General features: G+C 34.4%; 4 protein-coding genes. All 4 read right to left on the bottom strand.

The features are described 5' to 3' along the window. Positions 1-11: 11 nt before the first annotated feature. The 4 genes from NYQ10_RS17125 to NYQ10_RS17140 all read right to left on the bottom strand — a co-directional run bounded on the left by NYQ10_RS17125 (position 12) and on the right by NYQ10_RS17140 (position 13,915). A complete protein-coding gene (locus NYQ10_RS17125; RefSeq protein WP_289877435.1) occupies positions 12-3,023 on the bottom strand; it encodes a SusC/RagA family TonB-linked outer membrane protein in 3,012 nt (1,003 codons plus the stop codon). Between the two features lie 278 nt (positions 3,024-3,301). Further along, complete coding sequence (locus NYQ10_RS17130) at positions 3,302-5,476, bottom strand: alpha-N-acetylglucosaminidase (RefSeq protein ID WP_289877436.1); 2,175 nt, start codon at positions 5,474-5,476, stop codon at positions 3,302-3,304. A 414-nt stretch (positions 5,477-5,890) separates the two neighbouring features. Next, positions 5,891-6,541: a hypothetical protein gene (locus NYQ10_RS17135; protein WP_289877437.1), complete on the bottom strand. Its 651-nt coding sequence runs from the start codon at positions 6,539-6,541 to the stop codon at positions 5,891-5,893. 78 nt (positions 6,542-6,619) lie between these two features. Then, complete coding sequence (locus NYQ10_RS17140; protein ID WP_289877438.1) at positions 6,620-13,915, bottom strand: pectinesterase family protein; 7,296 nt, start codon at positions 13,913-13,915, stop codon at positions 6,620-6,622. Positions 13,916-13,961: the final 46 nt, after the last annotated feature.

Here is a 13,961-nt window from a genome sequence, read left to right on the forward strand (position 1 = left end):
GAATTTAATTTTTAGAAGCTAACGTTTAAACCGAACATATACGTTCTAGTTTTTGGATAGAAGTTATTAGAATCTACACCTGGAGCAGTTCCTCCTTGTTCAACCTCTGGGTCAATACCTGTGTACTTCGTAATAACAAACACATTGTTAATCGTTTGGTAAATACGTACACTGCTGATGTACCTTCCAACTTTACCAAAATTATATCCTAAAGTCATGTTGTCTAATCTTAAATAACTACCGTCTTCAATAAAACGATCAGAATATTTATAAGAGTTAAGGTCGTTTGGTGACTCATTTCCTGCGTCAACTAAAATATTATTGGTCATTGCTGTACTTGGTCTGAAAAGATCGGCACGAGTTGCATTGAAAATTTTGTTACCAAATACTCCTCTGAAGAAAATGCTTAAATCAAATTTTTTGTATTGAAAGTTATTTCCCCATCCAAGTAATAATTTTGGCTGTGCACTTCCTGCGTAATGATAATCTACTCCAATTTGAGGTGTAGTTGTCAAATTACCGTTTTTGTCATAATACTGAGAAACTCCATCAGCATTTTTTCCTGCATATTTCAATGTAAAGAATTGTCCTAATGGTTTTCCTTCTTTGAAAATTTGTAAAGTACTTCCTGTTTGTCCGCCTCCATCTGGCTGAACTCTTCGAATAGAATCTCCACCAACGAAGAATGGGCTAGTTAATTTTACGATTTCATTTTTATTATGCGCTAAGTTCAAATTAGTCGTCCAGCTGAAATCTGCTGTTTTAACAGGAGTTGTGCTTAAACTAAGTTCGATACCTTTATTAGACATAGTTCCTCCGTTTGCTACAATAGAACCTACTGGTACCAATACTGGATTAACATTATAGTTGAAGATCATATCTGTTGTTTTTTTGTCGTAAACATCAATAGATCCCGTTACTTTTCCTTTTAACAGAGAGAAATCAAGTCCAATGTTTGCAGTAGCCGTTTTTTCCCATTTCAAATCTGGATTAGCTGCTTGGTTTGGTCCGTAAGCACCAATCTGCTGTCCGTTATAATAGAAAGTTCCTAAACTACCAGAAATAAATTGCGCTGTGTAAGCATTAAATCCAGAAGAGTTTCCTGTAACTCCCCAGCTTCCTCTTAATTTCAAATCACTAAAAAATTCTTGATTCTGCATGAAGCTTTCTTTGTCAATTCTCCAAGCACCACCCACAGAAGGGAAATATCCCCATTGGTTGTTAGCTCCAAACATTGATCCACCATCTCGTCTGATAGATCCTTGTAAAAGATATTTATCTTTATAATTGTAGTTTAAACGCGCGAAGTAAGCAATTAAACGTGTTTTTTGATATGCTTTACTATCTCCAAAATTCACTACATAACCATTCACAGAAGTGTAATTACTTAAAGCAAGGTTATTGTATCCTACATTATCAACCGGGAAATTTGTTGTAGTTGCTTGAAACCCGTCTCCTAATGTATTTTCTTGCCAAGAATAACCTAAAACAGCTTTTACTTTATGAGATCCAAAAGTTCTATCCCAAGTAAAGAAACTCTCGATAATATTATTTCTAGTTTCGTAAGAATTTCTCAAAGCAGAACCATTTACACCAAAATTAACCAATGTTTTTGTCAAAGGTGGATCTGGGTTGTTGTAAAAGTTCGCACTATTATATTGCGAATAATAGCTATCATAGAATTCTCCGTGTGAAGACGTTAATCTTTGGTGTGCTAAATTTAAGTTATAAGTAATTCCAAATGGAAGTTTTACTTCTGCTGTAAGATTACCAACAAGGTTATTTGTTGTAGTTTCATCTGTTCCATGTTCAATCAAAGCAACTGGGTTAAAATATCCTGGGCTAATGAAGTTTTCGAAAAAACTTCCGTCGGCATTTCTAACTGGAGAAACTGGTAAATAACTTGCTGCTTGCAGAAGTACCGTATTACGTTGTGGTACGTTTTGGTAATCTGTTTTAGAATTTGTTACATTTAATCCAAATTTCACTTTATCATCAAAAGCAAATTGTTCAACAGATAAACGTGCAATGATACGAGAGAAATCACTTTTCTGCATTACTCCTTCTCTGTTAAGAGATGTAATACTTGCTGTATAGTTTCCGTGATCTCCACCACCGCTCATAGATAAATTATGGCTGGTAGACATTGCGCGACCTGGTCTCATAATTTCTTTTAACCAGTTTGTGTTTGCGCCTTTATCATTTTCTGGAGTAAAGTTCAAATTGTTTTTAGTTGTAAAAGCTCTCAACTGATCTGCATTCATCATATCCAGATTATTAGAAACTTCTTCAAAACCAACATATCCATTGTATGCAATTTGCGTTCTACCTTTACTACCTTTTTTAGTAGTTACCATGATAACTCCATTTGCAGCACGGTTACCATAAATTGCCGTTGCAGCGGCATCTTTTAAAACATCGATTGAAGCGATATCGTCTGGTGAAATTACCGAAATATCAACTCCCGGAATACCATCGATTACATAAAATGGTCCTTGAGAACTATTTAATGTCGAAACTCCACGCATCACTACAGAAGCTGTTTTTGTTGGATCACCGCTTGAAGAGATATTCAAACCAGAAACTTTACCTTGTAAAAGCTGTCCAACATCACTAATTGCTCCTTTGTTCAGTTCTTCTGCTTTAATAGAAGTTACAGAAGTAGTAAGGTTTTTACGGCTTCCTTTTCCGTATCCAACTACAACAACTTGTTCAAGATTGTTTGTAGTAGATTGTAATTTAATTGAATAATTAGATTTTGTTCCGTCTAATTTTAAAGTTTGATCATCAAACCCAATAAAAGAAATGACTAATACTGCATTTTTGTTTGAAACTGAAAATCTAAATTTTCCATCAAAATCTGTTGTTACAGTATTTGTTGTACCCTTTTCGAGTATGTTCGCGGCTGGCAGAGGAATACCTTTGTCATCTAAAACTACACCGGACACTTCTGTTTTTTGTGCCCAAGTATTAATTGAGAAGCCAAAGAAAAAGGCTAATAATAAAAGTTTAAGTTTTTCCATTTTGATATTGGTTAATTGGTTAAATAGTATTGACGAAATTACTGTTAAAGAAATGTTAGCAAATGGACAAGTTATTCATAAACATGGATAATTTCAATAAAGTCAATGACAGCAAGGCTTTTCAAAGTTATTTTTATAATTTTCTATAATTAAATACGTATTAATTAATCGATTTCGTAGTTTTTCATTTCATATTTTTTGGTGTAGTTTAAGGTTATAGTTTAAGTATTAAGTTAAATTTTGTTTATATACGGATTAATTATCAAGGAAGTCTTTTTTTAATTGTTTTCTGTCCAATTAATTTCCCAATTTTTAATTAATTCTCTTTCTTTTGTTTCATCAAATGATGTGTTATTTTCTGCTGATTTTTGTAAAGCTTCTAAAAACATTTTCCATCTTGGCCAATAAAAACCTTTATACATTCCGTGCCAAGATCTAGACGCATAATCATTCAAATGGCCTTCTCCGCCCCAAAGTGTAATTAATGTTTTAGCATTTTTTGCATACAATTTAGAAACTGCTGGTGAACTTGCATAATCTGAAGCCGATTTTACCCATTGGTCTAAACTATTTAATGGTTGCGCCGACATTAAGTTATCAATATCCAAAGCTTGTTTTTCTATTTTTTTAAATAATTGATCTCCTTTTGCAATATCTTTTTTCTGATACGCAGCCACGCATTCCATTAAATCCTCATCTATACATAAAGAATAATAATGCCTGTAAACATCGATTAAATCGTATTGGATAAAATTGTTATTATCATATTTTTTAGCTTCTTTAGCTAAAATATCCAAAGCTTCTTTTAGTTTCTTCTTATCTCCCGGATTTCCTTTAAATGCTGTAATAGTTGCGGTTGGACGTTTAAACAATAAATACGCTCCAGCTCTATCATTCCACCAACGAGTTTCCCAATATTTGACATTATAAACTGATTCTAATAATAATTGCCAAGCTTGAAAAATTGGTTTAGAAACCATCTTCTGCTCATATCTAGCATTCAAATATTTTGTTAGCCAATCTTTTACAGGCTGTTCTCCTTTGCTCCACGGAAGATCATAAATATATTCGTATACAATAGAATTATTATTCAAGCCTTCTGGCATTGCGCCGTAACCGACAACATTTCCTTTTTTCGGATTTTTCAATAAACTCGTTAATTCGTTTTTATAGAAATTCAAATCTCCATAAACTGGATTAGATCCTCCATAATTATGTACATATCCGTAAGTCCATTGTTTACCATAAAATGCTTCCTGATTTTCCCAAACTTTATAACGGTCATTTGCATAATCCTGAACCATTAAACGGTCGTTTGGCACTTTACTTAAAAATGCACTTGTCGCTTCTTTTGTCCAAAATTCTTTATTATCTCCAAAAAGCCAGCCTTGCATTACCCAAACAGCGCCTGGAGCGGCTTCATTAATTGTTTCATAAATAGCACTTCCATAATTTGCCAATTCTTCGTATTTATTGTGTTCAGAAACTGGAGGTTCAATTTCGTTAAATGAATCTGCCAAATAGAAATTAGATTTCCCGTACATTTTAGTGTAAATTTCAATAAAACGTTTTCCGATTTTTTTAAATAACGGGTCTTTTGAATCTACGAGAAAAGTACTTGCAAAACCTCCTCCTGACCAAGATTTTAATTCTGTTATTTTGGCTTCAGGATGTTTTTCGGCGAAAGCCTTAGGAACATAACCGCTAAAAGCAGGCACAACCGGATGCATGTCTAAAGCTCGCATTCTTTCTAAAATCTTCCTTTGAAGTTCTTGTTTTTTAGTAAACCATTCTTTTGGTAAAGGTCCTTCCAATCTATTAATGTTTCCCATACGTTGCCATGGCAAATAAGCCGGGCCAGCAAAATGCGCTTCTAATTGACTATCTGTTAAACCGTATTCTTTCCATAATTCTTGCCACGCTGCTTCCTGACCTTCCATTGCTGTTGGAAGATTTATTCCGTGCAAAGCCATCCAATCTATTTCCTGTTCCCAACGATTCCAGTCCCACCAAGGAGTTGTATAGCCAAAAGTACAAGCGTTTAAATATTCTCTGTATTCAAAAGGCGTGTTTCCTTTTTTGGAATATTTTGGCCAAGTTTTAGGCAAATTCACTTTGTTTCCTTCCCAACTTACTAACGCAGCTCCAATATCTCGAAGAAAATTATAAGCCGCATAACAGATTGCCGTGTTGTTTGAACCTTTAATTTTTACAAGATTTGCCGTTGTTTCTACTTCAAACCAATCTTTATGTTCTGATTTATTTTCAATAATAGTTAATTCAAATTCATTAACACGATTACCAATAAGTCTTTCTAATACAGCAGCCGCATTTTTTGTTTTTTCGTCATTCTTAGAGTATCCTTTTAAGGAACCGAAAAATAACAACGACAGAAATAGCATAGCGAATCTGAGGCAATTATAGTTTTTGATTTTAAAATTCATTCTTTTCATATTCTCGTATTTAATAAATTATAACATTGCATTTCTAAACAAAAAATAAGGGAGATTAAATGATGAATTAATCTCCCGAACTAATAAAAACTAACAAAATATTTACTAATCAACAACCTTTTACTTTTTGTTTTTATTACCTACTTTCAAAAAATATCTCTCCATATTTAATTAGAGTAAAATGCAATAAAAGTAAACCGTGTTTGGATCGAAAATAAAATTACTGCTATTGTTTATTCTAATAATGGACAGATTAATCAAAAGAATAGACATATTATACATGATGGCTCAACTTCAGGTTTATCTAGACTTTATTTGTTTTTATTTATTATTTGAAGCTTACTTTTGCACAAAAACAAAAAAAAGAGCCTGAAAAAATCAGGCTCTTTGCTATTAAAATCTATTATTTAAAGATCAATTAAATAGAATGGAATGATCTTTTTGGATTAATTCGGATGAGTTAAGTTTTTTGGCAGTAAAAGTTTTGCCTTCAGATTTTTTCACATCACCATAATATTGCATGCTGAAAGCAACATCATTTTGAGTTGAAGCAAGAACGCCATCTTTATAAATACTCGCTGTACCTTTTCCTGTAAAACTAACTTTATACTTCTGACCGTTTTCGGTAACTTTAAAAGTGCCGCTCAAAGGTCTTATGCTAACTCCATTTGAAACAGACAAATCTCCTTTTCCTGAATTAATATTTTTACCCAGAATGGATTGTCCCCATTTTGTAAAAGTATACGCAGTTGCTTCCGAATATCCCGCAAAATTATAATCTCCTTTTGCTAAATTATTTTGAAGAGAAGAAAACAATTCAAAATATACAACTGCTCCATCTTCTTTTTCAGAAATTGATTTAGAACGTAACGAAAAATCAATATTGTAAGCATTTCCTCTAATACCATAATTTTCAAGATAGCCTTGAGATAAAGCCACCGTTTGACTTCCGATTTTTAAATAACCTTTATTTGAATTAGTATCTTGATTACTTTCATCATCACTTGAACAAGATGACAATAAAGTAATGAAAAACAGCACTAATAATTTTATACTATTATTCATATCTATGATGATTTAATTTTTAAACTGATCAATTTTTAAAATTCGGAACGAATAAAAAACTCCTTCCGAATTTTGAATTTATTTTACAATTATTCTTGTTGAATCTCCTGTTTTTAAACTTTTAATGAAATAACTTCCAGAAGCCAAATCAGAAACAGAAATTTCCATTTCAGAACCAATAAGATCTACTTGTTTTACCAGAAGTCCGCTCATGCTGAAAATAGCCAGACGATCAAATTCTGTACTTGATTGCAAGGTTAGTTTTCCTGTTGTAATAGTTGGAAATGCTAAAAATTCGCCAAGTTTCTTCCAACGTCCGTAAAGTGTAAAATTCTCTGTCTGCTTATTTGTAAAACCTGTTATTTCTTTTCCGTATAAGGCATCAGCGTACCAACCTAGAAAACGATAACCTGTACATTGCGCCATTTCTAATGTAAAAGCAGTTCCACTTTGCACGCTTGTTTTATTTGGATTAGTCGCTCCAGATGGCATATTTAAATAAGAAATAGTATAAAATGTCGGCTGAATTACCTCATCAGGTTTATTATTACCGCCAACGCCCCAAAAAGCATAAAATGTTTGATTTCCTGTTGCAGAAACGGCAATTTCTTTAATCGTATTTGGTGTTGTTGAAGAAGCAGACCAACCATAGAAAGTATAATCTTTTAAAGCTGGAATTGGCAATGTTAATGCCGTTCCTTCTGTATATTCTACAGGATTTAAGCCCGATATAGCTTTTCCATCAATAGAATTTAAATACGAAACACCCGATTTTACAATTGGTTTTGGATCAGGTTTATTATTTCCGCCTTCTCCCCAAAAAGCATAAAAAGTTTGATCTCCCGTTGCTGTTACTGCAATTGTTTTAATTAATCCTGGAGTTGTTGCAGAAGCAGACCAACCGAAGAACGTATAACCTTCTAATTTTGGTGTTTTTAAGTTTGTCAAAGCTCCTTCCATATATTCTGTCGGAGAAAGTGTTATAGCCTTTCCGTCAATAGCATTTATATAACTTATTTTAGAAAACTTCGCGTCTGCTTTTAACCATCGTGGATCTCCCAAAGCATTTCCGTCTGAAGAAGCTTTGGCTAATGGAGAATCTTTAGAAAAACTAAAATTTCCTTGAATTGGGTTTGGAAACACAAGCACTGTCATTCCTAAGCCTGTTAGTGTCTTAACATTTGTTTCGGTAACCGTAACTGTTCCTTTAACTACTTGAGAAGAAACACCAACTAGAAGATTATTTTCTAAAACTAATTTTCCTGCACCATTTGCACTATTAGAATTGAACAGATAAATAGGTTTAGGATTATCACGCTCATCTTGCATAATAATATTTTTGAAAGAATAAGCCGAAGCACTATTATATTGATTATCTACAAACACAAAACCATTTCCAGCCTGATTGCCTGAATTATAAATTGTATTGCTTTCAAAAGTTATATTTATAGTTTCGTTTGCGGTATTTTTATTTTGCAGCGTTATAAAATTATTTCCCTTTTCATAATTAAAAATCGTTGATTTCTTAACCGAAATTGAATTGACAATTCGAGAATCTGCCAAAATAAAACTGCTTCCTGTAGCTGCAGTTCCGTCAATAATACAGTTTTCTAAAACAACTTTTGAAATAGGTTTTTCGCTAGTTCCTTCCGTTAGCAATAAACTTTGTTTGATTCCTTTTATAGAAGCATTTTTGATTTCGAAACCAGCTATTGAAGCGCCTTTTTTAAGTTGTAATACATTTGATCCAGCATTTGTCAGATCAAAATCAACACCGTCAAAACTGAAGCTTCCTGAGAAGATTTCAGGATTTTCTGAGTAGAAAGATCCCGCGAAAACTGGTTTTGCACCAGCATCTGGAACAAATGTATATTTATGGTTTTTAACTGCTAAATCTGCCGTTGTAGTATAAGTACCGCTTGCCATAATAAATTTTGAACCATTTTCAGCAGCATTGTATTTTTCTACAAAGTTTTGCGGATTTACATATACATCTAAACTTCCATTTTGGTTTGAAACAAGATTGTCTACAATACTATTGATGTATACTTCAACATTTGTATACCTTCCGTCAATTGTTTTTAAGTTACCATCGGCAGAACTTGCAGGATTTAGTCCTTTTTCAGTTTCCCATTTATCAGGCATACCGTCACCATCTGTATCTACAGGCGCTTCTCCAGAAGGTAATACTGGCCAACCGCCTGTTGCTGAAGGCGTGTCAATATAACCGTTTGTACTTCCATTACCGCCATTCATAATACTAGCTGTGCCAGAACGAGTATCGTCTACGGCTCTTTTGTCTACAGCATCTCGGTATAAATTTGAACCCGCATTTTCTAAAACCAATTCGTAGGCTTTTGTAGCGCTGTGCGTTGTAATTTCACCAAATGCATGTGGCGCACTAATTTTTAATGCAGCTTTATCAGCATCGCTCACAGGAAGCTGACTTCCATGAAACTGACTGTAAACTCCATACGTCCAGTTGTCTTGAGTTGCTCTTTCTGATCCTACAACATAATTTCCGTCGACGAAATATTTACCCCAAATTCCATACAATGGCGAAGTTGTATCTAAACTTCTTCCTGTTGATAAAATACGTTCTTTGGTAGAATTTGATGTTCCAGGTCCTGGTTTCCAATAATTATTTACCAGATTTACATTCATGGCATCTCCACCGTAACAGCTATTTCCTCCCCAATTATAAATTACGTTGTTACGAATATCAACTAAATCTGTTTTGGCAAAAATATCATTTGCGTATTCTCCCAATCTCGGATTACGGCTATCATGATGCGCTAATAAATTGTGATGAAAGGAAGCATTTTTACCTCCCCAAACACCTCCATATCCGTGAGCACCTTTTGCATGAACCGAATTTCTAAGACTTTCAGAAATAATACACCATTGCAGCGTAAAATTTTCATTTTGATAGAAAGAAACGCACTCGTCTGTTGACCAGCTCATCGAACAGTGATCTACAATTATATTCTTTTGAAAACGTCCGCCTAAAGCATCATTTTCAACATCATGAGTATCTCCCATTCTAAAACGCAAATAACGAAGAATGACGTTATTTCCTCTTACTTTTACATTGTAATCTTTCAAGGTTATTCCACCGCCTGGCGCTGTTTGTCCAGCAATTGTGATATTATCTGTTATGTTTAACTCACTTTTCAATTCAATATTTCCAGACACTTTAAAAACAACAATTCTCGGACCAGCCTGACCAATTGCATCACGAAGCGATCCTGCTCCAGAATCATTTAAATTGGTAACATAAATCAACTTTCCGCCGCGTCCGCCTGTAACATATTTACCGTAGCCTTCTGCACCCGGAAATGCAGGAACTGGATCATTATTACCATTAGTAGCTTCTTTCTTCACTTCGATTTTTCCTTCACCATTAAAGAATTCAGGATTAGTCGTTTTATCATAAACTCCTTCTTTAAATTCTACACCGTTAATGGTTAGTTTTTGAACATTTAAAACCGTATTCAATGAAGCTTTTCCATTTTCTGTAATAGTCAAATTTAAAGTTGAACCCGCAGCACGTTCATGGCTAAAAACAATATAATTGTCCTGACCAATTTTTATCATTCCTGAACCAAATGCATTTGCTGATGCCCCTTCGATTACAGTTGGATAATTTAATGTTGGGAATTTGGTGCTTTTTTGTGTTAAATCCCAAATTCCGATAAATTCGCTATTATCTCCTTTTAGCAATAGAGTTCCCGTGTTAGCATTTACTCCCTGACCGGTATTCAATGGAGAAACTGTACCATTTCCAGAAATTGGACCGCTTAAAGTCATTATCGTTTGATTGGCAATTCCTGAAATCATTTCGAATTTTACATTTCCAGAAATAACTACAGGCGCTTCTAAAGTCATTCCTGCTCCACTTGTGTTATAATAAACTCGTGTTCCGTCTTTAAAAATTAAATTTCCTGTTGCTTTATGCGCGCCTCTTAATCGAAGTGTTCCTGCGCCAGAAAAAATAATATCAGCAGGAAAAACAGTTGCCGTAGTTTCAATTTCTTTTGTACTAGAGACCAATTTTCCTGCAACAGGCATCACCGCAGGATTAAAATTCGCAGCATTATCCCAGTTTTTATTTACGGCAGCTGTAAACTCATAATCATAATCTGTTGGAGGTGCAACTTCATCAGGTTTATTATTTCCTGCAGTTCCCCAAAAAGCATATAATGTCTGATTTCCTTTAGTTGTAGCAACAAGTTCTTTCAGCGAATTTGCAACAGTCGCAGAAGTTGACCATCCGAAAAAAGTATAACCTGCTAATGTTGGTACTGGCAATGTCAACGCTGTACCTTCTGTATATTCTACTGGAGTTAATGCTGTTAAAGCTGTATTATCTATTGAATTAAAATAAGCAATTGTCGATTTTGCATTTCCTCCATTAATAGCCATATTAATAGCACTCACATCACTTAGTCCGCCATATTCATTTGCTGCTTGTATGGTATATGCAAACGTACCAGCAGTTGTAGCGCTGTCTACGTAAGTAGCTTCTGTAGTAATGGCAAGAATTTTTCCGTCTTTACTAATTACATAACACATCGCATACGGATTTTCATCCCATTTTAATGTATTAGCTGCTGAAACAACAAGATTTGAAGGTTTCATAACTTGTTCTACAACTCTACGCGGATCCCATTTATCTGTACCGCTTAATACATTTTCTATTGTAAATTCGTCAGCCTGAGCTTTAGTCAAAACTGGATTATAATTTCCTGTCTGAGCAACGCCATTTACTGTAAAAGTATTGGTTCTATTATCCGTATTAACGGCAATTCCGTTCCCGTTTAAACTATTATATTCTGCAAAAAGTGCCGGTAGCGTTCCCATACTTGCCCAACCTAATGTATTGGGTTCGTTGATCATTTTTGTATTCAGATAAACTGCTCTTGGTGCATTTTGCCAAGGACGACCCAAGTAATAACTTGTTGAAGCCGTAATGGTATTGTTATTAAAAATATAACCATACTTTGTAGCTGTGTCATGATTTGGAGCAACAATATATCCAGATGCAACAGAAACCAGATTACATTCTTCAAACCAATGCGTTCCGCCTCCACAGATAAAATCGACATCTCCTTCGATAGTAGATTTATAATAAAAACTTCTATTTCCTCCTGTAACCTGAGTATCTTGTTTACTTCTTAATCGGACTCCATTATAAACGTTTCGATCTCCGGCAGGATTCAAGGCAGGTCTTTGTCCAGAAGTCGTAATTCCGTCTTTGTGTTCTATGGTTACATTTTCCATATACAAATCGTTTGCTTCTATAGAAAGAACCGCATTTTTGATTCCCCAACCTGGATTTCCTTGCAGAATTACTTTGTCTTTTGATTGTGCAATCAATGAAACATTATTTTTTCCAGACGGAAGTTTCAATACAATATCTTGCGGATTTGTACCATCTCCACCTAAATTATACGTTCCGTTTGTAATTAAAACCAAAAATCTAGAAGCCGAATTATTTGGTGCTGCACTAAAAGCTTCTGCTATAGTTTTGACATATTTTTTTGAAGCAATCTGTTGATCTGTAGCATTGGCATCTACAATTAAATCAAAATTGCGTTTTACTGGAATTGGTTTTTCCATTGTTTTGAATGACAAACTAAGAGCTGCTCCATCATTACCAGAAAGATCTTTAACAAATCCTGCTGGTATAGTAAAAGTATATTGTTTATTATATTCTAATCCGAAATAACTGAATTTTACTGTTCTGTTTACAAATTCGGCAGTTACATTCTTTCCATTTAAAACTGCGTTTCCTGTTCCTAACTGAACTTGTTCATTATAATTAAGAATAATATTTCCGTTAGCTCCAACCGAACTTGCAGAAGCTGCTGGAAACGAAGATTCAAGAACTGGAGCAACCGTATCGGCAACCAAAACCTCATCAGCTTTAATCATTAAATTAGAAAGAATTGTTGCCGTCACATCAACTGCAGAACCATGTTTTGGACCGTTAATATTAGGAAACCATCTCAAATATATTTTTTCTTTTCCTTCAGCTTCAGCTGGAAGAATTCCACCGATACTGGTTATAGTATTTGTATTTATTGTAGTTAATGCCGAAACATTTACAAAGTTTACACCATCTAACGAATATTGAAAAGTCCATTCATCGCAACCATAATAATAGCCCATTAATCCAGAAGCTACATTAATGTTTTTGTAACCAACGGTTGAAAGTGTCGTCATAAAGTAATAGAAATTACCTCTTTCGGTATTCCAAACACAAAAACCATTTTTTCCGCCTCTGTTTTGAAGTCTTACGTTTGGAGCAAAAACATTGTCTGCTACATTATACGCAAATAACTGCGGTTTGTTTTCTATTTTAGAATACAACTCAGCAACTCTAGGATTGGCATATTGATCATTTTTGAATGTCCAACCAGCAATAAAATTCTGATTCGCATAAGTTCCTGTAACAGTTTTATTTTCATTCATTACAACAGAAGTGCTTAATGAAGTAGAACCATCAGACCAATTGCTAAATTTTATAATATCATTTTCTACAGCCGTAACCATTACGTTTGTTCCGCTCTCGTAAACCGAAAATGCACCATCTTTTCCTGCTGGCGAAATTGTATAATCTCCTAAACCAAACGCACCGTTTACATTTACATTTAGTGTATAAGTAGGAACTGCTTCGAATTGTGCAATCAAAACAGCATCTGCATTAGCAATATGCGTATATGGATTGGCAGTTGAAACCACAACGCCTTTATCGTCTACCCATTGTTTGAAATTGTATCCAAAATTTTTATTGGCAGTCAATTTTATTTCTGTTCCTTTAACAAAAGTCGTTCCTGCCGGATTAAGCGTAACCGTTCCAGATGAAGCCGGATTAACACTTACCGCTAGTTTTTGTGTAACTGCATTCGGATTATCAGTAACTTTTTCTAAATAATCAAGATTAAATAAATATCCTGTATTTGATGGATGCTTAAAAAGTAATACCAAGTCAAAAGTTCCCGTTGTGGGCTGAATGGCAGCAGAAAATTTCTTATAATCTGTAAAACTTGTGCTTCCTGAAACAGTCGCGGTTCCAATTAGCGTTCCTGTATCAGAACCTAATCTCAATTCTATAGTTCCTCCCGTTGCACCAGCCGCGGCTATATCAAAACGAGTAACAAATTCAGTAAAATTAACTGCATTAAATTTAATCCAAGTATTGTTTTTAATATAACCTACGTTTCCTCCTCCCGAAAGAGAAGCGTTGGTTTCTGCTCGTGCTCCCGAAGCCTGATTAAAAGTTTCAGCTTCAATTTTCTCAATGGTCTGAGAAAACCCCATTACTGTAAACAGTATGAGGAATAGATGAATAAAAAATTGTTTTTTCATTTGGTTTAATATTGGTTTTAGTTAGTAATAGTTTTCAAAAGAGTTT

The organism is Flavobacterium johnsoniae (genome assembly GCF_030388325.1).
GTDB classification, from domain to species: Bacteria; Bacteroidota; Bacteroidia; order Flavobacteriales; family Flavobacteriaceae; genus Flavobacterium; species Flavobacterium johnsoniae_C.

Coding starts and splice junctions, on each gene's coding strand:
- NYQ10_RS17135 (WP_289877437.1), bottom strand. CDS start 6,541: ATGAATAATAGTATAAAATTATTAGTGCTGTTTTTCATTACTTTATTG.
- NYQ10_RS17125 (WP_289877435.1), bottom strand. CDS start 3,023: ATGGAAAAACTTAAACTTTTATTATTAGCCTTTTTCTTTGGCTTCTCA.
- NYQ10_RS17140 (WP_289877438.1), bottom strand. CDS start 13,915: ATGAAAAAACAATTTTTTATTCATCTATTCCTCATACTGTTTACAGTA.
- NYQ10_RS17130 (WP_289877436.1), bottom strand. CDS start 5,476: ATGAAAAGAATGAATTTTAAAATCAAAAACTATAATTGCCTCAGATTC.